This is a genomic window from Plantibacter sp., assembly GCF_059073635.1.
Genome location: NZ_JCACOF010000008.1, coordinates 332058 through 358350, shown reverse-complemented (window position 1 = coordinate 358350; position 26293 = coordinate 332058). Strand labels below are relative to the sequence as shown.

Genomic DNA, 26293 nt, shown 5'->3' with positions numbered 1-26293 from the left:
CAGTGATGACACACCGTGTCATCATCGCCACGCCAATCCGCAACACCCTTGGAGACCTCATGCCGACGAACACCGCAGCCTGGCTGCCAGCACCCCGCGCGGACCTCGTCGTCGGCCCGGCCGCGATGCACGAACCCGGCCCTGGCGAACTCCTCATCCGGAACCGAGCGGTCGCGGTGAACCCGCTCGACGACGTCAAGCAGCAGACCGGGAACCTCATGTACCGGTGGCTTCCCTCGCCCGCCGTGCTCGGTGAGGACGTCGCGGGCGAGGTCGTGGCCGTCGGGCCGGACGTCCGTCGCTTCGCCGTGGGCGACCGCGTCGTGGCCTACGCGGTCGGCATGGAGCGCGGTCGGCGCCATGACGCCGAGGGCGGGTTCCAGCAGTTCACCGTCGTGCGGGCGGACCTCGCTGCCCCGATCCCGGACGGTCTGCGAGACGAGGACGCCGTCGTCCTGCCGCTCGGGATCTCCACGGCCGCGACCGCCCTCTTCCAGCGCGACCACCTCGCGCTCCCCCACCCCTCGGAGCACCCCACCCCCACCGGGACGACCGTCGTCGTCTGGGGCGGCGCCACGAGCGTCGGGAGCAACGCCATCCAGCTCGCGGTCGCCTCCGGCCACCGGGTCGCGACCACCGCCTCGCCGCACAACCACGACCGGATGCGCGAGCTCGGTGCCGACATCGTGCTCGACTACCGCAGCCCGACCGTCGTGGCGGATCTCGTCAGCGCCCTCCGCGGCTCCTCGGTCGTCGGCGTCCTCGCCGTCGGGACCGGCTCCGCAGAACCAGCCGTCGCCGTCGCCGCCGCCACCGGGGCACGCCGCGTCGCACTCGCGAGCCCGTCGGTGTCGTTCGGGTCGCTGCCGCGTCGGGCCGGCCCGAGTCTGACGTTCGTCCGCACCATGACCCGGCTCGTGGCGGCCAACGTCGCACTCCAGATCCGTGCCCGTCGGGCGGGGATCTCGGCGCGGTACGTGTGGGGCAGCTCGCTGATGACCAACGAGGTCGGGCCGATGCTGTGGGAGGACTACCTGCCGGGCGCGCTCGCCGGCGGACGACACGTCTGCGCGCCAGCCCCCGAGGTGGTCGGCGAAGGCCTCGAAGCGATCCAGCCGGCCCTCGACCGACTCCACGGCGGCGTCTCGGCCCGCAAGCTCGTCGTGCGGTTGTGAGGCGCGGGACCGTGCGCTCCGAACCCGGACAGCTCGCGCGACGCCACCTCGCGAGACCGCGTCTCACACCTCCCAGACCGAGCGGTAGCTCCGCTCGGCGAGGAGCGCCGACAGCTCCGCATGCACGCTCATCGTCTTGGCGAGCCGCTCGGCGCGGTCCGCCTTCAGCACCTCGGGACGCTCCCAGTCCCGCTCCGACAGGTAGGCCGTGTACGGGTTGATGACGCACTTGAAGTCCAGCATGAGCGACTGCCCGAGCGTGGCGGTCGCCATGTAGCTGTGCGGCAGGCCGGCGGCGCAGACGAAGGTCACGACCTTGTCGAACCAGGCGGCGACCCTGCCGTCCTCACCGGTCGCGCCGGTCGCCTCGATGAGCGACTTCACCGACGCGGCCGGCGCCCAGTTGTAGATCGGGAAGGCGAGGACGACGCCGTCCGCAGCAGTGATCAACGCATGCAGGCGACGGAACGCAGGGCTCTCGAAGACCCGGTCGTTGTCGAACGGCGGCAGTTCCATCTCGGCCAGATCGATGACGGACGAGTCATGACCTTGCTCGCGCAGCAGCCCGCTGCTCGCCGAAGCGAGGGTCCGGCTCCGACTCGCCGGATCGAGGCTGCAGGAGATCACGGGCAGGTTCAAGGCGGCCATCCCTCTACGCTAACCCGCCTGCCCACGCTCCGAGCGCGGCGGGTGTGCGAGGGTGGAGCATGCTCTCCCCGCAGTCCCTCAGTGAAGCCGACCGCCGTCTCGTCGCCTCGTGGGCCGCCGATTGCGCCGAGCGGGTACTGCCGCTGTTCGAAGCGGAGGCCCCGGACGACGATCGTCCACGTGACGCGATCGCCCGCGCGCGGGCATACGCGAGTGGCGAGCTCGACACCGCCGGGGAGATCCGCCGCCGCTTCGTCGCCAACCGGGCCTCGCAGGTGGTGTCCTCACCCGCAGCCAAAGCCGCCGCGTGGTCGGCCGGGCAAGCAGCAGGTGTCGCGCACATGGGCGCCCACGCGCTCGGCGCCGCCGCCTACGCGGCGAAGGCCGCCGAGCTGCATCAGGCCGGAGCCGGCACGGCCGAGATCGCCTGGCAGCTCGAGCACCTGAGCGACCCGGCCCGCACGGCACTGCGCCTCCTGCCGGCACTCGGCACCGATCCGTCAGGGCCGCTCGGTTCCGGACTGCTGGCCTCGGGGGTGCTCGGCGACAACATCCGTGCCATCCAGAACGGCTTGCGCCGACGTCCCGCCGCCCGGACGTCACCGACGCTCGAACTCGTCGGCGGCCCCGAGCCGGTCCGGGTCGAGCTGCACGACGCCGACCCGGAGTGGCCCGAACGGTACCGGGAGCACCGGCAGCGCATCCTCGACGCGCTCGGACGACGCAGCGACCGTCGCGATCGAGCACATCGGCTCGACCTCGGTGCCCGGACTCGCGGCGAAGCCGATCGTCGACATCGTGGTCGCCGTGGAGGACATCACGGCGGAGGAGGACTACCTCGACCCCCTGCTGGCCGCCGGCTACGTGCTGCGCGTCCGTGAACCCCGCCATCGGATGGTCCGGACGCCGGAGCGCGACGTCCACGTGCACCTCTACGAGCAGGGCGCACCGGAGATCGACGAGTACCTCCTCCTCCGCGACCACCTGCGTTCCGACGCCGACGACCGCGCGCTGTACGAGCGCACCAAGCGGGAGCTGCTCGGGAGGTCCTGGGACGACATGAACGACTACGCCGACGCGAAGACCGAGGTCATCCTCGCGATCAAGGCGCGGGCGCGGGCTGCGCTGAGCCGCTGAGTCGCCCGAATCTGCACGGATTCGGCTCGGTTTCGGACGATTCCGGGCGACTCAGGGACGGGCGCTCGCACGCACCGGCGGGATGACGACCCCGGTGAGGACCGCCGCCGTCTTGACGCCGACGCAGAGGCTGATGAAGACCGTCAGCGCCGCCGTGACCGCTGAGCCCTCGAGCGTCGCGAGGGAGACCAGGCCAACGGTGCCCGGCACGAGCATGAGCAGGGCCGGCTGGAACGTGACGTTGGACGGCACCGCCGCCGAGTACCGCTCGACGATGCGAGCGACGACGAACACGATTCCGGCGGTGAGCCCCGTCGCGACCGCGTTCCCCACGAGCGGGGCGAACAGGACGATGCCCGCGTAGGTCAGCGCCATCACGCAGATGGTCAGCAGCGTCAGGGAGCGGCCCGAGCCGAACGCGATCCCGATCCCGGCCGCGAGCATCACGACGCCGATCCACGTGAACCACAGCGGCGGGACCGACTCCCACCCGACGAGGTCCGAACTCCCGCGGCCCACCTGACCGACGAGCGCCGTCGAGTCGGGGTCGATCGACAGGCCGGTGAGCAGCGCCCCGGCCGAGATCCCGGCCGCCATGAAGGCGAGCACGATGAGCCCGTACATCAGGCGTGCCGAGCCCGTCACGATGTCCGTCGCCGTCAATTCCAGCAGGGCGTTGGTGATGAGCGCGCCGGGCACGAGGATCGCGATCGGCGCGCAGACGGCGAACAGCGGCACGGGACCGAGATCCATCGCCGATGCGAGCGTCCCGACGAGCGTCGTCGACACGAACGCCGTCACGAACGGGGCGATCGCGACCGCTCCCCGCCACCGCGCCAGCAGGGTGATGACGAGGCCGACGAAGGCACCGACGAGCATGGATGCGACGATCGCCCACCAGGGGCAGCGGAACAGCAGCGCGAGCCCACCCGCGAGCAGCAGGTTCCCGACCACCCAGTGCATCGACGCATGCGGGCGCGGCGTCTCCCGGATCGACTGGATGCGGGCCGGCAGGTCACCGACCGGCCAGTGTCCGAGCTCGAGTTCGCGCATGAGCCGGTTCGCCCGCGCCGCGCCGCGGAACGACAGCTCGCCGTGCGTGTTGCCGGCCGCGAGCACCGCGCCGGTGCGCACGTCGTTCACGATGATGAGCTGCGGCAGCACCGAGAAGGCGAGGCCTTCGTCGCCCGATGCGACCGTGGCGCGCTCCAGGGAGTCGCGGACGTCGGTGACGGAGGTGCCGGCGTCGAGGAGCAGGCAGCCGAGCGCGCTGTAGGCGTGCGCAGCGGTCCTGCGGTGCTCCTCGGTCGCGGTGTCGTCACTCATCCCGCCAACGGTACGCGAGATTCCGGGGGCGCCTGCGGCCGCCGCGGGCCTCAGCGGCGGTTGCGGAGCCCGACGGCTCCGGCCACACCGAAGTACAGGCCGGCGAGGATCGGGACGATGACGATCCACCAGAAATGGAAGCCGTACTCGCCGTGGGCGTTCGCGACGGCGACCGGGATGAGCGCCACCCCGAGTACGACAGCCACGATGCCGATGCCGAGCGCGAGTCGGGGTCTTCCCGGAGTGAACGAGGCCATGGGGACACGCTATGCCCCGCGGAGCCCCTGGGCCTCGGGGGATATCCCCTGCGCTCGCGCGGCGCAAGCGCTTGTCCGGCCGCCGACACGCTGGCATCGTCGCTGTCACGCCGCTCGCGCGCGGCGTGGAGCGCCGAGGAGGCAGCATGGCAGACGTACGAGTGGGCGACCGCGTGTCGTGGGGCACCTCGCAGGGGCGGACGCAGGGGAAGGTCGTCGAGCGGAAGACCGCGGACTTCCAGTTCGACGGCCAGCACTTCACGGCGTCGACGGACGAGCCCGCGTTCATCGTGGAGTCCGAGAAGACCGGCGCGAAGGCCGCACACAAGGGCTCCGCGCTGCGCGTCCTGAAGTCCTGAGGCTCTCCCCCTGGCGGCCCGATGCACAGACACCCGGACGTCCACGACGGACCCCGGCTGGGCGTAGCGTTGGCGCATGACCGTCGTGATCGCCTTCCTGGCCAACGTCATCGTCGCCATCGCCAAGTCCATCGTCGCCGCGCTCACCGGGTCGGCGTCGATGCTGGCCGAGGCCGCCCACTCGTGGGCCGACGCGGGGAACGAGATCTTCCTCCTCATCGCCGACAAACGGGCCGACAAGCAACGAGACGCCGCACATCCGCTCGGCTACGGCCGTGACGCGTACATCTTCTCGCTGTTCGCCGCCTTCGGGATCTTCACCGTCGGTGCGGTCGTCTCGATCCAGCACGGCATCCAGAGCCTCACCGCACCGGAGGCGATGGAGGACTACGCCCTCAGCTACCTCGTGCTCGGCGTCGCCTTCCTCCTCGAGGGCTTCTCCTTCACCCAGTCGATCCTCGAGGGTCGGCGCACGGCGAAGAAGTACGGCCGCGGCTTCTTCGACTACATCGTGAACGGCTCCAACACGACGCTCCGCTCGGTGTTCTTCGAGGACTCCGCAGCACTGCTCGGCCTCATCATCGCCGGGGCCGGCATCGGCCTCCACCAGGTGACCGGCGACCCGGTGTGGGATGCGATCGGCTCGATCGCGATCGGCGTCCTGCTCGGCGGGGTCGCGCTGCTGCTCATCAACCGCAACCGGCGCTATCTCCTCGGGGCCTCGCCGAGCCCCGCCTACCGCGCGCAGACGATCACCGCGCTCCTGTCGCACCCGGAGATCGAACGGGTGACGGCGCTGTACCTCGAGTTCAGCGGACCGGAACGCCTCTTCCTCGTCGCGTCGGTCGACCTCGTCGGCGACGACCGCGAGAACGACGTCGCGCGTCAGCTGCGCCGACTCGAGGGCGACCTCGAGCAGGACGACCTCATCGGCAAGGCCGTGCTCACGCTCTCGGTGAGCGACGAGCCGTCGATCACCGTCTGAGCGCGGCGCCGAGCCGAGGACTCAGGCGCCGAACAGCCGCTTCGACGCGATCGCAGCGCCCTCGACGAGCGCACCGAGCTTCGCCCACGCGACATCGGTCGCGACGAACTCGTAGCTCGCGAACGTGGAGAGCCCGCAGTCGGTGCCCGCGATGACGCGCGTCGGATCGCCGACCGCTTCCGCGACCTCCACGATGCGGTTCGCGATGACCTGCGGGTGCTCCAGGTAGTTGGTGGTCACGTCGACGACCCCTGGGATGAGGAGCGCGCCCTCGGGGAGCGGGTGCTCGCGGAACGCCGGCGCCTCGTGCTGGTGCCGCGGGTTGCCGAGCGGGATGCTGAACGCGCCCACCCGCGCCCGGTAGAGGTGCGGGAGGAGCACGTCGACCGGGACGTCGTCCTGGTGCGGCCCCTGCCAGTTGCCCCAGCAGACGTGGAGCCGGACCTGCTCGCGGGGGATGTTCCGGATGGCGTGGTTGAGGGCGTCGACGTGCAGGTCCACGGCCGCGAGGAACTCCTCGAGCGTCGCGTCACCGAACTGGATGACCCGCTCCATGGCGAGGTCCGGGGCGTCGAGCTGCAGGACGTGACCCCGGGCGACGATCGCCTCGTACTCGATCCGCAGTTGCTCGGCGAGCGCGAACACATAGGCGCGGTCGTCGCCGTAGAAGGGGTTCGCGGCATCGAGCAGCAGCGTCGTCGACACGATCCCGGGCGTCGCCGCGGAGAAGAAGGTGCCGGCGGGCGTGCGCCCCTGGCCGGCCTGCACGGCGAGCTCCCGTTCGAAGCCGTCGAGATCGGCGGTGATGCCGGACAGCGTGGGGTCGTACACGAGCTGCCCCTGCGCCATCGGCGGATCCCACACCCGCGCGACGTCCGCACCCTCGACGATCTGCTTCGCCTGGAACGCCGCGTAGTCCGGGAATCGCACGGAGTCGAGCGTCGGCTTGCGGTGTCCTGCCCCGCCGAAGCCCTCGATGCGTTCCAGCACATAGGTGGAGAAGCCAACGCGCGGGACCTCGCCGTCGTTGATGAGATCGAGACCGGTGGCGAGCTGCGCGGCGACCGTCGCGGCCACCGCATCCGCCGTGACCTCCTCCAGCTCGGCGACGTCGAACGACCGCCGCTGGTCGCGGGCCACGAGCAACCGGGTCAACTCGGGCGTGCGCGGCAGGCTCCCGGCGTGCGTGGTCAGGATGCGGTCGGTCATGCGTGGGCTCCTCGGTGCGTGGCGCGGGTGGATGTGGACGGCACGCTCACGCCATGCAGGGAGCCCACTCCTGATTGGAGAGTTCCCGCTGCTCGTTCTCGGTCTGGAGGAGCCAACCGGTCTTCGTCGCGCCTCGGTACTGTCCGCTCACGAGGTCGGCGCACCAGGAGCGACCGTCGAAGGCCCACCGGACGAAACTCGCCTCGCTCCCCTTGCGCAGGAGCGGGCGTTCGCGTTCTACCTGACTCATGTGTTCCATCTCGACCGTGGCTGACATATCTTCCAACCGTATCGAGGAACGTCGTCGGTGAACAGACTGCTTGCGTTTCGCGGCCGGTTGCCCGAAAATACCCGGTCGCGCCCGGAAGCGGCGTCCTTCTGACACGCTCGGAGATCGGGTGCGGCGGTCGTTCAGCCCACGAACACGCGGAGGGCCTCGTCGCTGAGCACCCGGTCGGCGAACACGAGGCGCACGGCATCGGGATCCGGGTTGCCCGCGTCGGGGCCACGCCAGACGACCTCCAACCCCGCGCGTTCGGCAGCCCGTCGTGAACCATCGTTGTGCTCCAGGAGGAACGCCACCACGGGCAGGTCCGGTGCCGACGCCGATGCCGCGGCTCGCGCGGCCGCGATGAGCTCCTGCGCGTATCCGCGCCCCCAGGCCGCGGGCGCCAGGCGGTAGTAGAGGTTCCAGGCGACCCCGCCACGCAGGCTCGGGCCGCCGATGCCGACCAATGCACCCGTCGCGGTGTCACGCGCCACCCACACGTCGAGACCGTTCGCCTCCCAGCCGGCCTGGTACCGCTCGATCAACGCGCGGGTCTCGGCGAGCGCCGTGTGTCGGGCGGACGGCAGGTGCGTCCAGACCGCGGGGTCGGCATGGAGCTCGTGGAGCTCCGGCAGATCGCGCTCGGTGGGGCGGGTGAGCGTCAGTCGTTCCGTCAGGGTCGGCGGAGTGGCGTCGGTCATGCCCTCCATTCTGCTCTGGTCGGCGGCTGGCCCAACTCGATACCCTGTGCCCATGGCTGCGAAGAACGAACCGATCTCGGCACGCGCGTGCGCGATCCTCAGCATCGCCATCGCCGCGTTCTCGATCTTCATCGTCGCGTCGACGGCGAGAGACGGCGGGTCATGGACGTTCTCGGTGCTCGCCTGCTTCGTGCCGCTGCTGTTCGCGGCCCAGGGCATCAGGATGAGTCGCCAACCCGGCGCTCCCTGGCCCACCTTCAGCCTCATCGGGTCGATCGTCGGCGCAGCACTCGGACTCGTGTCCTTCGGTGCCTTCGCCTGGTTGCTCGTGCGGTCCTGAGCGCAGCGACGGAGCGTGGTGTCGCCGCGTAGAGTCGTCCCCAGCACCGACGGAGGAGGGCCATGCGACTGCACGTCGAGGAACGCGGGCACGGCCCGGTCCGGATCGCCCTCATCCACGGATTCCTGGCCGACGGAGCCGCCTGGACCGACGTCGTCGCAGCGGCCGACCCGGAGCGGTACACGTTCCTGCTCGTCGACCTCCGCGGTCACGGCTCCAGCCCACGCGCCGATCGGACCCGGGGCGAGCGCTACGACATCGCCTCGCTCGCGGCCGACCTCGTCGAGACGTTGCCGACCGGCCTCGACGCGATCGTCGGCCACTCCCTCGGCGGGCGGCTCCTCATCGACATCGTGGGGCCGCTCCGCCCGGCGCACGCGATCTACCTCGATCCCGGGTTCGGCCTGAAACTGCCGGGCCGAGGCCTCGGCGCACGACTGTTCTGGAGCATCCCAGGGCTGCCGCGGCTCCTGGCCTGGTTCTACGACCGCACGGACCCAGCGACGGGTCCCGCGAACGTCGCGCTCGCCGAGGCCGCCCATGCCGCGTGGGACCGCTCGATGATCGCGGAGGTGCTGCAGGACGTCGCAGCGAACCCGGTGACGCCGTCGGCGCCGATCGTCCCCTCGACGCTGGTGCTGTCGGACGACGCGAAGCTCGTCGTTCCGCGAGCGGACGTCGAGCAGTACGAACGGCTCGGCTGGACCGTCACGCGGTTCCCGGGCATCCGCCACGACATGGCGGCACTCGACGGCGCACGGACCTTCGAGGTGATCCAGGCGTCGCTCTGAGCGCCAGCAGACCGGAGCGCTTGTGCAGAGTGCTGATATCGCGCGCACATTCCTGCATCATGCACATTCTGCTGCGGGCGGGCCGTCAGTAACGTTGCCGCCACCCGCACCGCTCCCTCCCCCACTTCTGGAGACCAGCATGGCTCGCATGGCACACGCAGACGACTTCGCCCTGTCCCGCGTCCGTCCCGACGCACAGAAGCCCTGGTTCGGCATCGCCGTCCAGCGCTTCGGACAGGTGTCGGCCCTGTCCCAGTTCCTCCTCGGCGCCACCCTCGGCTACAGCATGACCTTCGGCGAGGCGTTCCTCGCTCTGCTCCTCGGCTCGATCATCCTCGAGGTGATCATGTGCATCGTCGGCATCATCGGCCAGAAGGAGGGCCTCAACACCGCCCTCCTCGCCCGCTGGACCGGCTTCGGCGAGATCGGCGCGTCACTCGTCGGACTCGCGATCGGCATCAGCCTCATCGGTTGGTTCGGCATCCAGAGCGCCATCTCCGCCGAGTCGCTCGACGCCCTCCTCCCCGGCTTCATGCCGGTGTGGGCCTGGAGCCTCATCTTCGGCCTCGCCGTCACCGCCATCGTCGCCTACGGGTTCAAGGGCATGCAGTGGCTCGCGAACATCACCGTCCCGCTGTTCCTCATCCTCGTCGGCTGGTCGATCATCAGCGAACTCACCCAGCACGACTTCATGGAACTCGTCACCGGCCCGGCACCCGGCCCCACCATGAGCGTCTGGGCCGGCACCGGCATCGTCGCGGGCGGCCTCATCGTCGGCGCCATCATCACCGCCGACATGACCCGCTTCAACCGGTCCCGCGCCGACGTCATCAAGCAGACCGTCGTCGGCGTCTCGCTCGGTGAGTTCGTCATCGGCCTCTCCGGGGTCCTGCTCGCCCACGCCGCAGCCTCGGGCAACGTCGTCGCGATCGTCACGTCGTCGGTCGGGCTCATCGGCCTCATCATCGTCATCACCGGGACGCTCAAGATCAACGACTGGAACCTGTACTCGTCGACGCTCGGGCTGGTCAACTTCATCTCGACCGCGTTCGGCAAGAACCTCAACCGCGTGACCACCACCATCGTGCTCGGTGTGGTCGGTTCCATCCTCGCGGCGGTCGGCATCCTCGGGCAGTTCTCCGGCTTCCTCATCATCCTCGGCGTCGCCTTCCCGCCCATCGCCGGCATCATGGTCGCCGAGTACTTCATCGTGAAGCGCTGGCGCGGCGAGCTCGACGAGACCCGCGCCTCGGGCCGCCTGCCCACGACCGCGCCGCGCATCGTTCCGGCGACCATCATCATCTGGGCCGTGTCCGCGATCACCGGGTACTTCGTCACCTGGGGCATCCCGGCCGTCCTGTCGCTCATCCTCTCGATGGTGCTGTACATCGCGGCGGGCAAGCTCGGCCTGGTCCGCGGTGTCGGCGTCGCCCACACCTCGCAGATCGCCGCACCCGAGCAGGCGGACGCCACCTCCCCCGCCACGAACTGACCCGGCGCCCGGCGCACCGTTCCACCGCACACCGCTCCACCGCACCAACAGAAAGCGAACCCCTCATATGCACATCGGTATCGATGTCGGCGGCACCAACACCGACGCCGTGCTCATGGACGGCACCACCACCCTGGCGGCCGTGAAGCACGCGACCACCCCGGACGTGACCGACGGGATCGTCCAGGCGATCGGCGAACTGCGCAGCGGCCACCACTTCGACGGCGAGCAGATCACCGCGGTGATGATCGGCACGACGCACTTCATCAACGCCCTCGTGCAGGCCAAGCGGCTCGCACCCACCGCGGCACTGCGGCTCGGGCTCCCGGCGACCCGCGCGTTGCCGCCGCTCGTCGACTGGCCGGCGGAGCTCGTCGAGGCGATCAGTGCACGCAGCTACCTCGCGCATGGCGGCTACGAGTTCGACGGACGCCCCATCTCGCCGATCGACCCCGACGAGCTGCGGGCACACGCCGAGGACATGCGTGTCAACGGCATCCGCTCCGTCGCGATCTCCTCCGTCTTCAGCCCCGTCAACCACGACCTCGAGGTCGAGGCGGCGCGGATCGTCGGCGAGGTCCTCGGCCCGGACGTGGCCATCTCGCTCTCGCACGAGATCGGGCGCATCGGCCTCCTGGAGCGCGAGAACGCGACGATCATCAACGCAGCCCTGCGCGAGCTCGCCTCGGAGATCGTCGACGGGCTGACCGCCGCCGTCCGGAAGCAGGGCATCGAGGCGCCCATCTTCCTCAGCCAGAACGACGGCACGCTCATGGACGAGGACTACGTGCGCCTCTACCCCGTCGCGACGTTCGCCTCCGGCCCCACCAACTCGATGCGCGGGGCGGCACTCACGAGCGGACTCGCGACCTGCGCGGTCGTCGACATCGGCGGCACCACGGCGGACATCGGCCTGCTCATCAACGGCTTCCCCCGCGAGACGGCGAACGAGGTCAAGGTCGCCGGCATCCGTACCAACTTCCGCATGCCCGACGTCCTGTCCATCGGCATCGGCGGCGGCAGCATCGTCGACGAGGAGACCGCCGAGGTCGGCCCGGCATCCGTCGGGTACAAGCTCATGACCGAGGCCCTCGTCTTCGGCGGCAGCACCCTCACGGCGACGGACATCGCCGTGGCCGCCGGTCGCGCGTCGATCGGTGACGCCTCGAAGGTCGCCCACCTCGACCCGGTCTTCGTGGAGCGCGTCCTCGAGCGGATCGGCGAACGCATCGCCGAGGCCGTCGACCGCATGCGCACCTCTCCAGAGCCGATCCCCGTGGTGGCGGTCGGCGGCGGGTCGATCCTGCTCTCAGACGAACTCCCCATCTTCGGCGCCGTCCACCGGCCCGACAACTACGCCGTGGCGAATGCCATCGGTGCTTCCATCGCGCAGGTCGGGGGCGAGATCGACAAGGTCTACGCCATCGAACCCGGCCGACGCGAGGAGGCGATCGCCGAGGTCCGTGCCGAGGCGATCGACAAGGCGATCGCGGCCGGCGCCTCCCCCGCGTCGGTCGCGATCGTCGATTTCGACGAGGTCCCGATCCCCTATCTCCCCGGGAACGCCACGCGCATCCGGGTGAAGGCCGTCGGCGACCTCGACATGGGAGGCCTCCGATGAGCTGGACCATCTCGGCCGAGCTCATCCCCGGCCTCGCCCGCGGTGCGGCCGTCCTCGGGACCGGCGGCGGCGGCGACCCGTACATCGGCGCGCTCCTCGCCGCGCAGGCACTCCGCGAGCACGGCGACGTCACCGTCGTCACCCTCGACGAGGTCCCCGACGACGCGCTCGTCCTCACCGTCGCGATGATGGGCGCCCCGACCGTCATGGTCGAGAAGCTGCCGAGCCTCACCGAGGTCGTCGCACCGGTCCACGCCCTCAGTGCCTCCCTCGGTCGCCCGGTCACGCACATCGCGTGCGCCGAGGTCGGCGGTGTGAACTCGACCATCCCGATCGCCGCAGCCGCAGCGCTCGGACTCCCCCTCATCGACGCCGACGGGATGGGGCGGGCCTTCCCCGAGCTGCAGATGGTGCTCCCGACCCTGTACGGCATCGACGCCTCCCCGCTCGCGTTCAGCGACGAGAAGGGCAACACCGGCGTCCTCACGACCGTCGACAACAGCTGGACCGAACGCATCGCCCGCGTCGCCTGTGTCGAGATGGGCTGCTCGGTCATGATCTCCGGCTTCCCGATGTCCGGCGCGCAGGCCCGCGAGGCGCTCGTCGCCGACTCGCTGTCGCTGTGCCGCGAGATCGGCGACGGCATCGAGGCGGCCCGAGCCGAGAAGGCCGACCCCGTGGAGCGGACCGTGCAGCTGCTCGGCGGTCGCGAACTGTTCTCCGGCAAGGTCGTCGACGTCGAGCGCGCGACCACCACCGGGTTCGCCCGCGGTCGCGCCCGGATCGACGGCGTCGACGCGAGCCTCGAGCTGTCGTTCCAGAACGAGCACCTCATGGCCGCGCTCGACGGCGTCACCCTCGTGACCACGCCCGACCTCATCATGGTGCTCGAGCACGACTCCGGCGAGCCCATCACCACCGAGGGGCTCCGCTACGGACAGCGCGTCCGCGTGATCTCGGCACCGAGCGACGACCGCTGGCACAGTCCTGAGGCGCTGGCGATGGTCGGGCCGGGGTACTTCGGGTACGAGGTGCCCTCGCACCGCTTCGACGGCACGGCCGAGACGCCTGCGCCGGACGCGCCGGAGGTCGCCGCATGAGCTGGACGCTGACCGCGGACGACCTGCCCGACCTCGCTCGAGGCGCCACCCTCCTCGGGACCGGCGGCGGAGGTGACCCGTACATCGGCATGATGCTCGTGAAGCAGGTGCTCGGCGACCGCTCCATCACGATCCTCGACCCCGACGACCTCGCCGACGACCTCTTCGTCATCCCCACCGCGCAGATGGGCGCTCCGACGGTCATGGTCGAGAAGATCCCGGCCGGGTTCGAACCGACACTCGCCCTGCGGACACTGGAGGAGCACCTCGGGCGCACCGCCGACGCGACCATGCCGATCGAGTGCGGTGGCATCAACTCGATGATCCCGCTCATCGTGGCCGCCGAGACCGGGCTGCCGGTCGTCGACGCCGACGGCATGGGCCGGGCCTTCCCGGAGCTCTCCATGGAGACCTTCGCGGTGTACGGCGTGCACGGTTCGCCGCTCGCCATCGCCGGGGAACGCGGCGAGCGCGTGATCATCGACACCGGCGACGACGACCGACAGATGGAGTGGTTGGCGCGCGGCATCGCGATCCGCCTCGGCGGCGTCGCGCACATCGCCGAGTACGCGATGAGCGGGGCGGACGTGCGTCGCACCGCGGTGCCGCGGACGATCTCGATGGCGCTGGCCCTCGGCCGGGCGATCCGGGTCGCGCGCGAGGAGCACCGTTCGCCGTTCGCCGCCATCGCCGACACGCTGTCCACGACGCTCTACTCGCACGTCCGGGAGCTGTTCGTCGGGAAGGTCGCCGACGTGGAGCGCCGCACCACCGAGGGCTTCGCCAAGGGCACGGCCGTCATCTGGTCGGCCGACCCGTCGAGCTCCGAACGCCTCGAGATCTCGTTCCAGAACGAGAACCTCATCGCACGGTGGAACGGCGAGGTCGTCGCGATCGTGCCGGACCTCATCTGCATCGTCGACCACGAGACCGCCGAGCCGATCACCACGGAGGGCCTCCGCTACGGACAACGGGTCCGGGTCCTCGGGATCTCGACGCCGGCACTCATGCGCACGCCGGACGCACTGCGCGCCTTCGGACCGACCGCGTTCGGGCTGACGGAGCCGTTCGTCCCGGTCGAGGGCGAGGCAGCGGCTGCGGAAGCCGCGGATGCGTTCGCAGCTGGTCAGGCGGTCCGAGCCTAGGCTGAGGGCATGCCGACCCTCCTCGAGCGCGATCGCCTCCCCGCCCTGGCGACGGGGTTCGCGATCCTGGGCTCGGGAGGTGGCGGCGCGACGACGATGCTCGAGCTGGCGCTCCGCGACGAGCGCGCCTGGCCGTTCGACCTCCACAGCGTCGACGACCTCGACCCGGAGACCCCGTGTCTCGCCGTCGGCTTCGTCGGTTCCACGATGCTGCTCAGTGAGCGCCTGCCCGGCACGGACCCGTTCGGGCGGCTGATCGGGGCCGCGGAACGCTGGCTCGGACACCGCATCCCGGCCATCTGTTCGTTGGAGGGTGGCGGGGTCAACGGGCTCACCCCCTTCGCGTTCGCCGCGGGGAGGACCATCGTCGACGCTGATCTGACCGGGCGTGCCGTCCCCTCGCTCGACCAGATGTCGATCCTCGTGGACGAGGTCCCGGGCATCGTCGTCACCTGCGACACCGGTGCCGGCGGGGTCGCCCTCGTCGAGACCGAGCGTGCTCTCGACATCGAACGCGTCGTCCGCGCGGCGATCGTGCAGGCCGGCGGCAGCGGCGGCATGGTGTTCGCTGGCTTCACCGTCGGCGACCTCCGCGCGCACGCCATCGTCGGGAACGCCGCCCGGGCACTCGAGCTGGGCGGCGCGTTCCTCGCACGGATCGACGGCCCGTTGACCGCCCTGGCCGAGTCGCTGGGTGGACGGCTCCTCGCGGAGGGACGGGTCAACAGCATCGAGCCGGACTCCCGGGACCCGCACGTGCTCACCTTCGGGATCGACGGGAGCAGTGGCGCGCTGCACCGTCTCGTCGCCCGCTCCGAGACGCTCGCGTTCATGACCGACGGACGACTCGAAGCCGCCGCGCCGGACCTCATCGTCGTGGTCGACGCGGTCTCCCGGGACATCCTCGAGGTCACGGCGATCTCGATGGCGAGACACGTCGCCGTCATCCGGGTCGACGGTCCGGACTGGTGGTCCGGCTCCCCGGAGCGACTCCGCCATGTGCTCCCGTCCGCCTACGGCCTGGACGAGCTCGACGAGGTCCGAACCGACGAGGTCCCGGCATGAGCGATCGCCTGCAGTTGGGCGCGCTCCTCGCGCACCCCGACAACGGTGGCGTGCGGCTCGTCGCCGGCCCGGCCGACGCCAACTGGGCCGGCGTGGTGGTCGAGACGAACGAGGCGGCCCTCCCCGAGGAGGGGGCCGGCCGACTCGCCGTGGTGACCGGAGCCCCACCCACGAGGCCATGGCAGCAGGACGCACTCGTCCGCCGCACCCGGGATCGCGGCTTCCTCGCCCTGGCGATCCCGGAGGCCGACGGCTTCGGCGCGGGGACGCGCGCGCTCGCCGACCGACTCGGCTTCTCGCTCCTGCACGTCGACCGACCGATGCTGCTCGCGAAGGCGTGCTGGCAGCTCGTCGAGGCCCGCGACTCCCTGACCCTCGGGTACGTCCGCAAGGTCGCGCAGTCCATCGAGTACCACGCCGAGGGACTGGCCGACCTGCTCCGCCACCTCTCGACGAGCATCGGCCACGGGATCGCCCTCATCGACAGCGAGGGCGTCCTGCTCGAGGCCGGCGGGCGGTTGCCGTCGGAGGTGCACGCGGCGATCGACTTCGGCCCCTGGGTCGACCTGACGAAGGCCGGGCAGGGCGCTGCGGCATCGGTCCGGGTCGACAGCCCGAGTCGGGAGGGCCTCCGGGTCGCGTTCTTCGGGGACGGACTCGACGACCGACAACTGAGTGCGCTCGCGGTCGCCGCCGAGGTCGCCATGCCCGCCGTCGCGGCGCGGATCCTCATCGACGAGGTCGCCGAGGTCAGTGACGCGTCCGTGTCGTCCGGCGTCCTGCGGGACTTCGTGGACCTCCGAGGCCGCCCCGATCCCGACGTCGAACGCCGCATGCTCGAGCGGGGCTGGCGGACGACCGGCTACCACCTCGCGTTCCGCATCGTCGGCCGGAGCCGGGTGGACGCCCTGCAACTCCTCCGCTTCGTGACCGGCGCGCTCGGGCGGATCGCCGTGGACTCCCACGCGACGACGAGCGGACGCGGGGTGAGCGGTTGGCTGACCTTCGCCGAGCCACCGGAGCCACCGCAGGTCGAGCGGTACATCGCCGCCCTCCGCGACCTGCACGTCGAGGCGCGGCGCTCGTTCAACGTCGCGACGGCCGTCGGGTCGCTGGCGAGCGGATCGGCGGGTCTCACCTCCTCACTCGGGGAGGCGTCCGACGCGGTGCGCATCGCCGCGAACCGGTCCACGACGGGCTGGTTCGTGCGGGTCGACGGCCTCGGCCTGGAACAGCTGCTGCTCGCCTGGACCGGCAACGACACCTTCGTCCCGGCGGCGCGGTCGCTCCTCGCACCGTTGCAGACCGGCAACGGTGAACTGCTGACGACGCTGTCCGCCTACCTCGACCACGAGTCCGCGGTCGCACCGACGGCCGCCGCACTCGGGCTGCACCGCAACACCGTCGCGACGCGGATCACCCGCGCGCAGGAGCTCCTCGGCGTCGACATGGCGGACCCGGAGGTGCGCCTCGCGCTCCACCTCGCCTGCCGCGCCGTGCGGTGACGGAGGGCGCTGAGCCACCCTGGTCACTGAGCTTGTCGAAGTGCCGCCCTTCGACAAGCTGAGGGACCGGAAACCGTTCGAGACACCTTCCCCGGTCACTGAGCCTGTCGAAGTGCACACGGACAACCCCGCCCTTCGACAAGCTCAGGGACCGGAAAGGGAGCGGAGGGACCGGAAGGGGAGCTGAGGAGCTGGAGTCGGGCTCAGACCGCCGTCGCGGTGAACTGCATCCGCGGGTTCGCGTAGAACTCCTGCGCCTCGACGAGCTGCAGCTCCCGCTGGCCCGAGCGGTACGTGAGCTCGACGAGGTCGAACACACTCGACGCCGTGCGCTCGAGGGCGAGCTTCGCGTCGCGGGTCTCGCCGTAGTGCGCGGCGAACAGGGCTGCCGTGACGTCGCCGGAACCGTTCGCCTTGAACGGCAGCAGCGGCGTCTGGACGATCCACCGACCGGCGTCGTCCACGACGAGCATCTCGATCGTCTCGGGGTCGCGGTCGGGACGCTCGACGCTCGTCACCAGGACGACCGACGGACCCATCGCGCGCGCCAGTTCGACCGACGCCAGCGTGGACTCGAGGGACGCGGGCTCGGTGCCCGTGAGGAAGCCCAGCTCGAACTGGTTCGGCGTGATGATGTCGGCGTTCGGCACGACGCGGTCGCGCAGCAGGTCGGGGATCTCCGGGGCGACGAAGCAGCCGGACTTCGCGTTGCCCATGACCGGGTCGCACGCGTACAGCGCGTCGGGGTTCGCCGCCTTGACCCGCTGTACCGCGTCCACGATGACGTCGCCGATGCCGACGCCGCCCTGGTAGCCCGAGAGCACGACGTCGATCTGCGGGAACGCACCGCGCTCCTCGACACCGGTGATGACCTCGCCGACCTGCTCGGGCGAGATCAGGGGCCCGCGCCACGCGCCGTACCCGGTGTGGTTCGAGAAGTTCACCGTGTTGACCGGGATCACCTCGACGCCGATGCGCTGGAGGGGGAACACTGCCGCGGAGTTGCCGACGTGCCCGTAGGCCACGGCTGACTGGATGGAGAGGATCTTCACGATGTCGCAATCACGATGGGGAGGCCGCCGCGGACACTGCGTTCGTGGCGGGCATGGACGGTGCCTGCAAGGAGTCAACGATACTCTTCCGCCACCTACAGAACCCACGTGCCGCGTCAACCCGTGAGCGGGATCCCCCTCGTCCGCGTCTCCGCTCCTATGCTGATCGGATGACGACTCCTGAGAGCACGACCGCGCCGGCCGACGCCACCGCCACGAAGGTCGCCGCCATCATCTACAACCCGGTGAAGGTCGACCTCGACGCACTCCGTGAATCGGTCGAGCGCTCGGCGTCCGACGCCGGATGGGCCGAGTCGCTCTGGTTCGAGACGTCCGTCGACGACGTCGGCCAGGGGGTCACCGCCGAGGCCATCGCAGCGGGCGTCGACCTCGTCATCGCGGCCGGCGGTGACGGCACCGTCCGCGCCGTCTCGGAGGGCCTCCGCGGCAGCGGCATCCCGCTCGCCCTGCTCCCGTCGGGCACCGGCAACCTGCTCGCCCGGAACCTCGACCTCACGCTCAACGACCTGCCCGGCTCCGTCATCACGGCCTTCACCGGCACGGACAAGGCGATCGACCTCGGTGTCATCGACATCGAGCGCGCCGACCACTCCCGCGACCGCCATGTGTTCGTCGTCATGGCCGGCATGGGCATCGACGCGAAGATGATCAAGAACACCGACGACGACCTCAAGGCCAAGGCCGGTTGGGCCGCCTACGTCGACGCGATCGTGAAGTCGTTGCGCGACCCGGACGAGCTGCACCTGCGGTTCCGGATCGACGACGAGCCGCAGACGCGCGCGACCGTCCACACCGTCATCATCGGGAACTGCGGCTCGCTCCCCGCCAACATCCTCTTGCTGCCCGACGCGGTCGTCGACGACGGGCTGTTCGACCTCATGTTCATGCGTCCCGGCGGAATCCTCGGCTGGATCCGCATCTGGGCGAAGGTCGCCTGGGTGAACGGCGTCCTCCGCCGGACGAAGGCGGGCAAGGCCCTCGCCGGCAAGCAGAAGGACGACGGCGAGCTCCGCTACGGCACCGCGAAGCGCTTCGTCGCCCGCATGTCGAAGCCTGAGGAGATCGAGCTCGACGGCGACGGTTTCGGCAAGGCCGTCGCGATCAACACCTGGATCGAGCCCGGCGCCCTCACCGTCCGCGTGCCGGCCGAGGCCGAGTAGCTCGCGCGCCCTCAGCTCGACCGACGTGGTCTGTGGGGTGACCCGCCGGGCCCAGAGCAGCACGGGGATGAGCAGGAGGGCGAGCACGCCGCCCGCGATCGACAGCGCACCGTAGCCGACACCCGCCATCACGACGCCGGACATGACGCCGGCTCCGGCACCGGCGAGCGCGATGAGGACGTCGAGCGTGCCCTGGGTGCGGGCGCGGTTGGCGGGCACGGTGTGGTCGACGACGAGCGCGGTGCCCGCGATGAGCCCGAAGTTCCAGCCGAGTCCGAGGAGGGCGAGCGCCAGGATGAGCAGGCCGAGCGAGTCCGCCGGCGCGAGGGCTCCCGTGACACCGGCGAGCAGGAGGGTCACGCCGGCGGCGATCGCCATCGGCGTGCGGCCGATGCGGTCGACCAGGACGCCGGTCACGAGCGAGGGGAGGTACATCGCGGCGATGTGGATCCCGATCACGAGCCCGACCTCGCCGAGGCCGTGGTGGTGGGCCCGCATGTGCACCGGCGTCATGGTCATCACCGCCACCATGGCGATCTGCGTGACCACCATGACCGCGGCGCCGACGTAGGCGCCGACGCCGGGACGCGGGCGTGCGGCGGTCGTCGGCGACACCTGCTTCGACCCCACCTGCTCCGCGGCGGTCCGCTCCACCTCCAGCTGCGCGAGCTCGGCATCGAGACGGCGGGCGAGGAGGAACGGGTCGGGTCGGAGCAGCACGAGGAACGCCGTCCCGGCCGCGAGGTAGGCGACCGCGGCGAGGAGGAACGGCCCGGCGAGCGACGGCAGCCCGAGGCCGGTCGCGAACGATCCCAGCGGCTCGACGAGGTTGGGTCCGGCGACGGCGCCGAGTGTCGTCGACACCATCGCGACGCTGATCGCCGAACCACGTCGGGCCGGGGTCGCGAGGTCGGTCCCCGCGTAGCGCGCCTGGAGGTTCGTGGCCGTGCCAGCGCCGTAGACGAAGAGCGACAGGAAGAGGAGCGGCACCAGGGCGGTGGTGGCGGCCACGACCACACCGATCGCGCCGACGCCACCCGCCGCGAATCCGAGTCCGAGCCCGATGCGCCGGCCGAGCCGCTGGGTGACGCGCCCGACGAGGAAGGCGGTGAGCGCGGAGCCGAGGGTCAGGAGCGCGGCTGCGACGCCCGCGAGGCTCATGCTGCCGAGGACGTCCTGCACGAGGAGCGCCCCGACCGTCACCCCGGCGGCGAGACCGGCGCCGCCGAGGACCTGGCTGATGACGACGACCGTGAGCGTCCGCCGCTGGACGCGGGCGCGCTCGGCGGCGATGACAGCTCTGGCGTCGGTCTCCCGGGGATCGCTCTCGCCGCGCTCGCTCATGCTCCGACCGTCAGCGTCGCGTGGAGATGCGACCGTAGGCGTCGACCGTCACGATGAGCGACTCGACCTTGCGGTTCACGACGCGGATGATCACGACGATGAGCCAGAGCCCGCCGGTGATGAGCGTCAGGATCAGGTTCCAGAACCAGCCGATGCGCTTCTGTCGCTGCAGCACGGCCTGCTGGCCCTGCACCGACGACACCGTCCATCCGCGCGCGGCGTAGCGGGCGACTTCGGCGTTCAGGACGGCGGTGAGCTGCTCCATCGGGAGCGGAGTGGAGGAGGACATGCCTCGAATCTACCCGTCGCGGGCAACGGGCCCCTGAGCCCTGGGCTTCCCGGTCCCTGAGCCCGACACCGTCGGTCCCTGAGCCGCACACCATCGGTCCCTGAGCCTGTCGAAGGGCGCCCCGGCTCCCTACGGCCGACCCCTGAGCCCAACATCACCGGTCCCTGAGCCCAACTCCACCGGTCCCTGAGCCTGTCGAAGGGCGCTCTACGATCGATGCATGCGCATCCGTCTCGCCGAACCCGCCGACCTGCCTGGCGTCCTCGCCATCCACACCGACGCCGTCGCGAACGGTGTCGCGATCTGGACCGAGGTCACACCCGACCTCGCCGAGCGCGAGGCATGGCTCGCCCGCCACCAGGAGCCGGGCCGGGTCGCACTCGTCGCCATCGCCGACGGTCCCGACGACGCGCTCCCCGAGGGTGACGTCCTCGCCTACGGCAGTTACGGTCCGTACGCCGCGAAGGACGGGTACCGCCACACCGTCGAGAACTCCGTGTACGTGCACCCGGACGCACAGGGGCGCGGCCTCGGTAAGGCGCTCATGGTCGAGCTGCTGGAACGCGCCACGGCCGACGGCCACCACGTCATGCTCGCCCTCATCGAGGCCGAGAACACCGCATCGATCGCCCTGCACACGAAGCTCGGGTTCGAGCAGGTCGGCCTGCTGCCGGAGGTCGGGACGAAGTTCGGCCGCTGGCTCGACCTCGCCATCCTGCGCCGCACGCTCGCCTGAGCAGGATCTACGAACCCGAACGGGCGATCACGACCCGGGCGACCGCACCCGCAGCGAGTTCCACGGTGCGCGGCTCGGACGCGCCGGTCAGGACGACCCGGACCGGTGTCTCGCCGAGGTTGCCGAGGATCACGACGGTCTCGCCGGCGGCATCGACGGCGGCGATCGCGGTCACACCGGCCGACGAGACGGGTGGCCCGGCGACGGACGACCCGGCACCGAGCGACACCCCGCCGATCTCGACCGCGACGCGCTGCCGTCCGCTGAGCTCGGCGATCCACCCGAGCGCCCGGCCGGCAGCCGTGAGCGTCCCGTCGGCCGCGACGAGCCCACGCGGTCCGGTCGCCTCGAAGTACGACAGCGATTCGACACCGGAGACGGCCAGCGCCGCGACACTGCCGACGACCCAGGCGCCGAGTGCCTCGGCCGACTGCCGGTCGTCCGTCGCGCCGGGTACGTGCTCCGCGCCGAAGCCCGCGCGGAGTTCCGGGTCACGGGAGTCACCGGCGCTCGCCCGCGTGGTGGCGACCGCGTTGTAGCGGGCGCCGAGCGTGACCGGCCCGACGTGCAACGGGCGGCCGTCGGCGATCCTGACAGCGTCCGCCACGACGACCGCCTGCATGCCGAGCGACTCGACGAGCTGGTGCCCGCCGCGGTCGTGCATGAACGGCGTGATGCTGAACGCCACGGGGCCCGTCCAGCGCTCGAGGCGCGCGTGGTTGCGGTTGAGCTCCGTGAAGTGCGCGCGCGTGCCGCCGACGAGCTCGGGGTGCGGCGTCGGGCCCTCGGCCCACAGGGTTCGCAGGACGTCGCCGAGCGCGGTCAGCAGCGTGACCTCCGAGAGGTGGGTGCGGCGATGGAACGCCCCGACGCGCACGACGGGCACGGCCGCGTCGCGGAGCCGTCGCAGCACCGGCTCGGCCTCCTCGCCCGTCCCGAGCACGAGTCGGAGGTCGAGGGGTCTGGTGCCGGCCTGGCGCACGGCTCGGTCGAGGATGGCCGGCCAGTCCTGGTTCGTCGGATCGATCTCCACGAGGATCCCGGTGATCGTGTCGGGGACCACCGCACCAGCGCGACCGCCATCGGGGTCGCTCGAGACCGAGGTCGAGATCGCCGGGACGACGCTGTCGAGTGGCGCGCCGATCCGCCCGTCGACAGGCTCAGGTACCGGGTCCTCTCGTTGCGCCGCGAACTCCGTCTCGGGCACGACGGTCACGGCGAGCGGCGTCGCCAGCGGGGCGTCGGCGGGCTCGGCAGCGTCGACCCGCGCACAGCTGACCTCGACGGACTGCTCGACGACGTCACCGACCGCCAGCGCGACGGGGAACGGCAACGAGAGCGGCGTCGAGTAGGTCTTGAACGAGGCGTCGGTCCAGTTGCGCTGGTCCTCCATCTCGAAGACGTCACCGCTGAAGCGGGCCGTGGTCGCGATGCGGTCGCCGGTCCAGGCGAGGGACTCGATGCGGATCGCCGGCTGATGCGGAGCGACGTGATCCGGGAGGCGCGTGGTCGTCGTGGAGCCCTCCGGGTGGCCGACGACGAGCTCGGTGCCGGCCAGGGTCGGCGACTGCAGCACGATGAGGCCGATGCGCGCCCGGCGGAACGCGGCGGTCACCTCGGCCCGGACGGCGACCCGCAGTGTCGACGCGCCGAGGTCGACCGACAGGGACCAGGCGACGGTCTCGCCGTCGTCGCCGACCCGGCCGCGCAGGTGCAGGCCGCTCGTCGTGTGGTCGACCGCGTCGACGATGACGGGCAGCGTCTTCCAGTCCTGGTCGCGGACGACGAAGCGGATGCTGCGCAGCACGAGCTCGCCGTCGAAGGCGATGTCGTCCAGCTCCGAGCCGCGGAGCGAGGCCGACCAGGGCCCCCGGCCGACGGCGAGGGCGTCGCGCTCGCGGTCGAGCAGCAGGTCGGATGCGACGCGGAAGGTGGTTCCCGAACGCGAGGTCATGATCGTCGGCTCAGAGGCTCGTCATGCCGCCGTCGACCCGGAAGGTCGCTCCGGTGGCGAAGCTCGACTCGTCGCTGGCGAGGTACACCATGATGCCCTCGACGTCCGAGGCCTGGCCGGGACGACCGAGCGGGATGCGCCCGACGATCGCGGCGCGGGACTCGGGGTCGCCGGAGATCGCGGTGACGAGCGGGGTCTCCGTGTAGCCGGGGACGACGGTGTTCACGCGGATGCCTTGATCGGCGTAGGCCGCGGCGACGGTCCGGCCGAGGCCGTGGATCCCGGCCTTCGTCGAGCTGTACGCCGTGAAGTCGGCGCCCTCGCCGTTGAGACCGGTCGGGCTGCCCGTGAGGATGATCGAGCCGCCCCGGCCGAGCATGGCGCGGACGGCGTGCTTCGTCGTGAGGAAGGTGCCGGTGAGGTTGATGTCGACCGTGCGCTGCCAGACCTCGAGGTCGAGGTCGGCGATCTTCGCGTCCTGGCCGAAGAGCTGCACGCCGGCGTTCGCGACGACGACGTCCGGGGTCTTGCCTGCTGCGTCCATGACCGCGAAGGCGGCCTCGACGCTCGCTTCGTCGGCGATGTCGAGTCGCACGGCGATGGCGGTCGGGAAGGGTGCCGCCGCATCGCGGGCGGCCTGGATGTCGCGGTCGGAGAAGACGACGGCGGCATCCTCCCGCGCGAACCGTTCGGCGACCGAACGTCCGATCCCCGATCCGGCACCCGTCACGAGCGCGGTCTTTCCTGCAAGTCGTCCAGTCATCGTCGCCTGTCTCTCGTGCGGTGTTGCGGGGGTGGTGTCGCGGGTGTCGCAGTGGCTGTCGCGGGGTGGTGCATCGGGTCGTCTGCAGCCTATCCGGCACAACCGGTTGACCGCATGCGACGTTCGCAATTCAGGACGGCCGCGGCGCGCCGACCCGGATCGGGGGTGGAGCGGGCCGACGCGCCGGGCACGTCCTGAATTGCGAACAGTCGGGGAAGTGGGTTACCGCTCGATCTTGTCGAGGTGGAGCATGGCGGCGAGGTTCTTGTCGAGCTCGTCGTCCTGGAAGACCTTCTTCCAGTCGTCCTTGATGATCGCGCTGCGGCCGTAGTCCATCGCGATGAGGCACGCGTCGGAGAACGGGTTGTCGCCCTTGAGCGAGTTCGCGAGGGCGACCTGCGTGTGGCCGAGGAGGATCGCACGAGCGGCCGGCTCCGGCACACCCATGGTGTTGACGGCCTCGTCGAGCGACTCCTTGAGGAGCGCACCGATCATGCAGGCGATCGTCTCCACGAGGGTCGGCTCGAGCTGCGCGAGCTGCTTGACCGTGACCCAGTGGACCTCACCGACGGGGGCGAAGATCGCCCGGACGACGGCCTCGACCTGCGCCTGCTTCTCGGCGTCGTCGGACTCGATCGCCGCGATGGCGTCCTGGAGGGCGGCGATGCCACCGAAGGTGTCCGCGTACTCCTCGGGCGTGTGGCGCTCGACGAAGACCGACGGGTGGCAGGGGTGCGTGACGGCCTGGATGACGTCGTCGCGACGCGTCAGCAGACCCGCGTACGCTGCGGCCGGGTCGAGCGTGAGGAGCACGGCGCCCGACTTCATGAGCGGGACGACGCCGGCGGACACGGCCTTCAGGGCGAGGTCCGGGACGGCGAGGATGACGACGTCGGCGTCGGTGACGGCCGCATCGGTCTCGGTGAGCTCGCGACCGGCCTCGGTCACGCGCTCCTGGCCGGCGGGCGAGACCTCGCTGTAGAAGACGGTGTGGCTGGTCTTCACGAGGTTGTTGGAGACGCGCATGCCCATCTTGCCGCCCGCGCCGATGACGGCGATGGTGAGCTGGTCCGCGACGGTGGTGGTGTCGGTCATGATCTTCCTTCTCTCAGGTACTGCAGGTTGTGTGCGGTCCACGTGCGCTCGAGCTCGATCGTCTCCGTGATGGAGTCGCCGAGCGGGAGCCAGTGTTCGATGATCTGGTTGACACCGCGTTCGTCCGGTCGGACGACGGCGGTGAGGGCGGGGTAGTCGAGCAGGCCGGTGCCGAGCGGGGCGCCCTCGAGGGTGAAGCCGACCCAGCCGCCCCGGCGGGTGAACGCGAAGTCCTTGACGTGGATGTTGCGGACGTACGGGGCGGTGCGGGCGATCACGTCGCTCGGGTGTTCGAGTCGTGCGACGGTGTTGGCCGGGTCGAGGCAGATCCCGAGGTTCGGGTGGTCGACGGCGCTCACGAGGTCGACGAGCTCCTGCGACGACAGCTGCTCGTAGGTCTCGAGCGCGATCGTCACGCCGGCCGCTTCGAACGCCGGGAGCACCGCGCGGAGTCGATCGACGGCGTCCGCGTGGGACGGCCGGTCGTCGCCCGACGTGACCATGCTGCGCAGGAGCTTCGCGCCCAGCACGGTGGCGATGTGGAGGAAGCGTTCGAGGTGCGCGACCGCGATCCCCTTCGTCCCGAGTTCGAGGGTGACCCCGACGCTCGCGCGCGACCTCGGCGATCTGGCGCAGCTCATCGTCGGACATCGCCTCGATGCGGGCGTCGTCGCAGATCTGGAAGAGCTCGACGCCGGCGTCGGCCGTGCGCTCGATCATGCCGATGACGCTCAAGCGCTCGGGTGCGAGCTCGG

27 protein-coding genes and 1 pseudogene are annotated in these 26293 nt (G+C 70.9%); 15 read left to right on the top strand and 13 right to left on the bottom strand.

The genetic code is table 11. The features are described from left to right. Positions 1-59 precede the first annotated feature (59 nt). On the top strand, positions 60-1175 hold the full coding sequence (locus tag AC5JOC_RS08925) for a zinc-binding alcohol dehydrogenase family protein (RefSeq protein WP_494246199.1): 1116 nt from the start codon (positions 60-62) through the stop codon (positions 1173-1175). A 63-nt stretch (positions 1176-1238) separates the two neighbouring features. Here AC5JOC_RS08925 and AC5JOC_RS08920 read toward each other — a convergent pair whose 3' ends face one another. Then, positions 1239-1823, bottom strand: a complete 585-nt coding sequence (locus tag AC5JOC_RS08920) for an NADPH-dependent FMN reductase (RefSeq protein ID WP_192004141.1) — start codon at positions 1821-1823, stop codon at positions 1239-1241. Between the two features lie 59 nt (positions 1824-1882). Between AC5JOC_RS08920 and AC5JOC_RS08915 the strand changes: the two genes are divergently transcribed. Both AC5JOC_RS08915 and AC5JOC_RS08910 read left to right on the top strand, forming a co-directional pair. Continuing rightward, the gene (locus AC5JOC_RS08915; RefSeq protein WP_494246198.1) at positions 1883-2704 is read left to right on the top strand and encodes a putative immunity protein; all 822 of its coding nucleotides are present in this window, start codon (positions 1883-1885) and stop codon (positions 2702-2704) included. Then, complete coding sequence (locus AC5JOC_RS08910; protein ID WP_494246196.1) at positions 2586-2960, top strand: GrpB family protein; 375 nt, start codon at positions 2586-2588, stop codon at positions 2958-2960. The genes AC5JOC_RS08915 and AC5JOC_RS08910 overlap by 119 nt, the downstream gene beginning before the upstream one ends. Positions 2961-3011: 51 nt before the next feature. Here AC5JOC_RS08910 and AC5JOC_RS08905 read toward each other — a convergent pair whose 3' ends face one another. Continuing rightward, positions 3012-4286 carry a threonine/serine exporter family protein gene (locus AC5JOC_RS08905; RefSeq protein ID WP_494246195.1) on the bottom strand — a complete coding sequence of 425 codons (1275 nt, stop codon included), beginning with the start codon at positions 4284-4286 and terminating at the stop codon, positions 3012-3014. A gap of 50 nt (positions 4287-4336) precedes the next feature. Continuing rightward, the gene (locus AC5JOC_RS08900; RefSeq protein ID WP_137242746.1) at positions 4337-4543 is read right to left on the bottom strand and encodes a hypothetical protein; all 207 of its coding nucleotides are present in this window, start codon (positions 4541-4543) and stop codon (positions 4337-4339) included. 146 nt (positions 4544-4689) lie between these two features. Between AC5JOC_RS08900 and AC5JOC_RS08895 the strand changes: the two genes are divergently transcribed. Together AC5JOC_RS08895 and AC5JOC_RS08890 are read left to right on the top strand one after the other, a co-directional pair. Then, positions 4690-4902 (top strand): hypervirulence associated TUDOR domain-containing protein, encoded by a 213-nt coding sequence (locus AC5JOC_RS08895; protein ID WP_314138089.1) that lies wholly within the window; start codon positions 4690-4692, stop codon positions 4900-4902. Positions 4903-4978: 76 nt separating this feature from the next. Beyond that, the gene (locus AC5JOC_RS08890; protein WP_079704532.1) at positions 4979-5887 is read left to right on the top strand and encodes a cation diffusion facilitator family transporter; all 909 of its coding nucleotides are present in this window, start codon (positions 4979-4981) and stop codon (positions 5885-5887) included. A 21-nt stretch (positions 5888-5908) separates the two neighbouring features. Here AC5JOC_RS08890 and AC5JOC_RS08885 read toward each other — a convergent pair whose 3' ends face one another. The 3 genes from AC5JOC_RS08885 to AC5JOC_RS08875 all read right to left on the bottom strand — a co-directional run bounded on the left by AC5JOC_RS08885 (position 5909) and on the right by AC5JOC_RS08875 (position 8065). Next, entirely contained in the window at positions 5909-7096 is a 1188-nt protein-coding gene (locus AC5JOC_RS08885) for a uroporphyrinogen decarboxylase/cobalamine-independent methonine synthase family protein (protein WP_494246192.1), read from the bottom strand. A gap of 46 nt (positions 7097-7142) precedes the next feature. Then, the gene (locus tag AC5JOC_RS08880; protein WP_124768057.1) at positions 7143-7346 is read right to left on the bottom strand and encodes a hypothetical protein; all 204 of its coding nucleotides are present in this window, start codon (positions 7344-7346) and stop codon (positions 7143-7145) included. Positions 7347-7507: 161 nt separating this feature from the next. Beyond that, positions 7508-8065, bottom strand: coding sequence for a GNAT family N-acetyltransferase (locus tag AC5JOC_RS08875; RefSeq protein WP_494246190.1), 558 nt, complete (start codon positions 8063-8065; stop codon positions 7508-7510). A gap of 52 nt (positions 8066-8117) precedes the next feature. Between AC5JOC_RS08875 and AC5JOC_RS08870 the strand changes: the two genes are divergently transcribed. The 8 genes from AC5JOC_RS08870 to AC5JOC_RS08835 all read left to right on the top strand — a co-directional run bounded on the left by AC5JOC_RS08870 (position 8118) and on the right by AC5JOC_RS08835 (position 17124). Continuing rightward, positions 8118-8405, top strand: a complete 288-nt coding sequence (locus tag AC5JOC_RS08870; protein WP_159876848.1) for a hypothetical protein — start codon at positions 8118-8120, stop codon at positions 8403-8405. Positions 8406-8467: 62 nt separating this feature from the next. Then, positions 8468-9196: an alpha/beta hydrolase gene (locus tag AC5JOC_RS08865; protein ID WP_494246188.1), complete on the top strand. Its 729-nt coding sequence runs from the start codon at positions 8468-8470 to the stop codon at positions 9194-9196. Between the two features lie 139 nt (positions 9197-9335). Next, positions 9336-10688, top strand: a complete 1353-nt coding sequence (locus tag AC5JOC_RS08860) for a purine-cytosine permease family protein (RefSeq protein ID WP_192004135.1) — start codon at positions 9336-9338, stop codon at positions 10686-10688. A gap of 67 nt (positions 10689-10755) precedes the next feature. Beyond that, a complete protein-coding gene (locus tag AC5JOC_RS08855) occupies positions 10756-12309 on the top strand; it encodes a hydantoinase/oxoprolinase N-terminal domain-containing protein (protein ID WP_159876842.1) in 1554 nt (517 codons plus the stop codon). Continuing rightward, positions 12306-13409 (top strand): S-methyl thiohydantoin desulfurase family protein, encoded by a 1104-nt coding sequence (locus tag AC5JOC_RS08850; protein WP_124768045.1) that lies wholly within the window; start codon positions 12306-12308, stop codon positions 13407-13409. Before AC5JOC_RS08855 ends, AC5JOC_RS08850 begins: the two co-directional genes overlap by 4 nt. Beyond that, entirely contained in the window at positions 13406-14554 is a 1149-nt protein-coding gene (locus AC5JOC_RS08845; protein ID WP_124768043.1) for an S-methyl thiohydantoin desulfurase family protein, read from the top strand. Before AC5JOC_RS08850 ends, AC5JOC_RS08845 begins: the two co-directional genes overlap by 4 nt. A gap of 9 nt (positions 14555-14563) precedes the next feature. Beyond that, positions 14564-15619: a DUF917 domain-containing protein gene (locus AC5JOC_RS08840; RefSeq protein ID WP_274499003.1), complete on the top strand. Its 1056-nt coding sequence runs from the start codon at positions 14564-14566 to the stop codon at positions 15617-15619. Continuing rightward, complete coding sequence (locus tag AC5JOC_RS08835) at positions 15616-17124, top strand: PucR family transcriptional regulator (protein ID WP_159876834.1); 1509 nt, start codon at positions 15616-15618, stop codon at positions 17122-17124. The genes AC5JOC_RS08840 and AC5JOC_RS08835 overlap by 4 nt, the downstream gene beginning before the upstream one ends. A gap of 203 nt (positions 17125-17327) precedes the next feature. Here the strand turns inward: AC5JOC_RS08835 and pdxY are convergent, their stop codons facing one another. After that, complete coding sequence (pdxY, locus tag AC5JOC_RS08830; RefSeq protein WP_079704522.1) at positions 17328-18176, bottom strand: pyridoxal kinase PdxY; 849 nt, start codon at positions 18174-18176, stop codon at positions 17328-17330. A gap of 170 nt (positions 18177-18346) precedes the next feature. On the opposite strand from pdxY, the gene AC5JOC_RS08825 reads away from it, so the two are divergent. Then, complete coding sequence (locus AC5JOC_RS08825) at positions 18347-19357, top strand: diacylglycerol/lipid kinase family protein (RefSeq protein WP_494246184.1); 1011 nt, start codon at positions 18347-18349, stop codon at positions 19355-19357. Between the two features lie 63 nt (positions 19358-19420). Here the strand turns inward: AC5JOC_RS08825 and AC5JOC_RS08820 are convergent. Both AC5JOC_RS08820 and AC5JOC_RS08815 read right to left on the bottom strand, forming a co-directional pair. Then, positions 19421-20518, bottom strand: a pseudogene (locus tag AC5JOC_RS08820) (MFS transporter); the annotation flags it as partial. 193 nt (positions 20519-20711) lie between these two features. Then, positions 20712-20990, bottom strand: a complete 279-nt coding sequence (locus AC5JOC_RS08815) for a hypothetical protein (protein WP_138945899.1) — start codon at positions 20988-20990, stop codon at positions 20712-20714. Positions 20991-21210: 220 nt separating this feature from the next. On the opposite strand from AC5JOC_RS08815, the gene AC5JOC_RS08810 reads away from it, so the two are divergent. After that, positions 21211-21726 carry a GNAT family N-acetyltransferase gene (locus tag AC5JOC_RS08810; protein ID WP_079704517.1) on the top strand — a complete coding sequence of 172 codons (516 nt, stop codon included), beginning with the start codon at positions 21211-21213 and terminating at the stop codon, positions 21724-21726. Positions 21727-21733: 7 nt separating this feature from the next. On the opposite strand, the gene AC5JOC_RS08805 is transcribed toward AC5JOC_RS08810, so the two are convergent. The 4 genes from AC5JOC_RS08805 to AC5JOC_RS08790 all read right to left on the bottom strand — a co-directional run bounded on the left by AC5JOC_RS08805 (position 21734) and on the right by AC5JOC_RS08790 (position 26179). Next, entirely contained in the window at positions 21734-23680 is a 1947-nt protein-coding gene (locus AC5JOC_RS08805; RefSeq protein ID WP_494246181.1) for a D-apionate lactonase family protein, read from the bottom strand. Between the two features lie 10 nt (positions 23681-23690). Beyond that, positions 23691-24443 carry an SDR family NAD(P)-dependent oxidoreductase gene (locus AC5JOC_RS08800; protein ID WP_064295403.1) on the bottom strand — a complete coding sequence of 251 codons (753 nt, stop codon included), beginning with the start codon at positions 24441-24443 and terminating at the stop codon, positions 23691-23693. Between the two features lie 222 nt (positions 24444-24665). Next, positions 24666-25538, bottom strand: coding sequence for a phosphogluconate dehydrogenase C-terminal domain-containing protein (locus AC5JOC_RS08795; protein WP_079704514.1), 873 nt, complete (start codon positions 25536-25538; stop codon positions 24666-24668). Next, positions 25535-26179 carry a sugar phosphate isomerase/epimerase family protein gene (locus AC5JOC_RS08790; protein ID WP_494246180.1) on the bottom strand — a complete coding sequence of 215 codons (645 nt, stop codon included), beginning with the start codon at positions 26177-26179 and terminating at the stop codon, positions 25535-25537. Before AC5JOC_RS08790 ends, AC5JOC_RS08795 begins: the two co-directional genes overlap by 4 nt. Positions 26180-26293: the final 114 nt, after the last annotated feature.

What these genes read in the sequence shown, in the direction of transcription:
- AC5JOC_RS08885 (WP_494246192.1), bottom strand. Translation starts at nt 7,096, where the DNA reads ATGACCGACCGCATCCTGACCACGCACGCCGGGAGCCTGCCGCGCACG.
- AC5JOC_RS08880 (WP_124768057.1), bottom strand. Translation starts at nt 7,346, where the DNA reads ATGAGTCAGGTAGAACGCGAACGCCCGCTCCTGCGCAAGGGGAGCGAG.
- AC5JOC_RS08855 (WP_159876842.1), top strand. Translation starts at nt 10,756, where the DNA reads ATGCACATCGGTATCGATGTCGGCGGCACCAACACCGACGCCGTGCTC.
- AC5JOC_RS08790 (WP_494246180.1), bottom strand. Translation starts at nt 26,179, where the DNA reads ATGAGCTGCGCCAGATCGCCGAGGTCGCGCGCGAGCGTCGGGGTCACC.
- AC5JOC_RS08825 (WP_494246184.1), top strand. Translation starts at nt 18,347, where the DNA reads ATGACGACTCCTGAGAGCACGACCGCGCCGGCCGACGCCACCGCCACG.
- AC5JOC_RS08860 (WP_192004135.1), top strand. Translation starts at nt 9,336, where the DNA reads ATGGCTCGCATGGCACACGCAGACGACTTCGCCCTGTCCCGCGTCCGT.
- AC5JOC_RS08865 (WP_494246188.1), top strand. Translation starts at nt 8,468, where the DNA reads ATGCGACTGCACGTCGAGGAACGCGGGCACGGCCCGGTCCGGATCGCC.
- AC5JOC_RS08835 (WP_159876834.1), top strand. Translation starts at nt 15,616, where the DNA reads ATGAGCGATCGCCTGCAGTTGGGCGCGCTCCTCGCGCACCCCGACAAC.
- AC5JOC_RS08850 (WP_124768045.1), top strand. Translation starts at nt 12,306, where the DNA reads ATGAGCTGGACCATCTCGGCCGAGCTCATCCCCGGCCTCGCCCGCGGT.
- AC5JOC_RS08890 (WP_079704532.1), top strand. Translation starts at nt 4,979, where the DNA reads ATGACCGTCGTGATCGCCTTCCTGGCCAACGTCATCGTCGCCATCGCC.
- AC5JOC_RS08895 (WP_314138089.1), top strand. Translation starts at nt 4,690, where the DNA reads ATGGCAGACGTACGAGTGGGCGACCGCGTGTCGTGGGGCACCTCGCAG.
- AC5JOC_RS08870 (WP_159876848.1), top strand. Translation starts at nt 8,118, where the DNA reads ATGGCTGCGAAGAACGAACCGATCTCGGCACGCGCGTGCGCGATCCTC.
- AC5JOC_RS08905 (WP_494246195.1), bottom strand. Translation starts at nt 4,286, where the DNA reads ATGAGTGACGACACCGCGACCGAGGAGCACCGCAGGACCGCTGCGCAC.
- AC5JOC_RS08795 (WP_079704514.1), bottom strand. Translation starts at nt 25,538, where the DNA reads ATGACCGACACCACCACCGTCGCGGACCAGCTCACCATCGCCGTCATC.
- AC5JOC_RS08805 (WP_494246181.1), bottom strand. Translation starts at nt 23,680, where the DNA reads ATGACCTCGCGTTCGGGAACCACCTTCCGCGTCGCATCCGACCTGCTG.
- AC5JOC_RS08900 (WP_137242746.1), bottom strand. Translation starts at nt 4,543, where the DNA reads ATGGCCTCGTTCACTCCGGGAAGACCCCGACTCGCGCTCGGCATCGGC.
- AC5JOC_RS08845 (WP_124768043.1), top strand. Translation starts at nt 13,406, where the DNA reads ATGAGCTGGACGCTGACCGCGGACGACCTGCCCGACCTCGCTCGAGGC.
- AC5JOC_RS08810 (WP_079704517.1), top strand. Translation starts at nt 21,211, where the DNA reads ATGCGCATCCGTCTCGCCGAACCCGCCGACCTGCCTGGCGTCCTCGCC.
- AC5JOC_RS08815 (WP_138945899.1), bottom strand. Translation starts at nt 20,990, where the DNA reads ATGTCCTCCTCCACTCCGCTCCCGATGGAGCAGCTCACCGCCGTCCTG.
- AC5JOC_RS08920 (WP_192004141.1), bottom strand. Translation starts at nt 1,823, where the DNA reads ATGGCCGCCTTGAACCTGCCCGTGATCTCCTGCAGCCTCGATCCGGCG.
- AC5JOC_RS08925 (WP_494246199.1), top strand. Translation starts at nt 60, where the DNA reads ATGCCGACGAACACCGCAGCCTGGCTGCCAGCACCCCGCGCGGACCTC.
- AC5JOC_RS08915 (WP_494246198.1), top strand. Translation starts at nt 1,883, where the DNA reads ATGCTCTCCCCGCAGTCCCTCAGTGAAGCCGACCGCCGTCTCGTCGCC.
- AC5JOC_RS08875 (WP_494246190.1), bottom strand. Translation starts at nt 8,065, where the DNA reads ATGACCGACGCCACTCCGCCGACCCTGACGGAACGACTGACGCTCACC.
- AC5JOC_RS08840 (WP_274499003.1), top strand. Translation starts at nt 14,564, where the DNA reads ATGCCGACCCTCCTCGAGCGCGATCGCCTCCCCGCCCTGGCGACGGGG.
- AC5JOC_RS08800 (WP_064295403.1), bottom strand. Translation starts at nt 24,443, where the DNA reads ATGACTGGACGACTTGCAGGAAAGACCGCGCTCGTGACGGGTGCCGGA.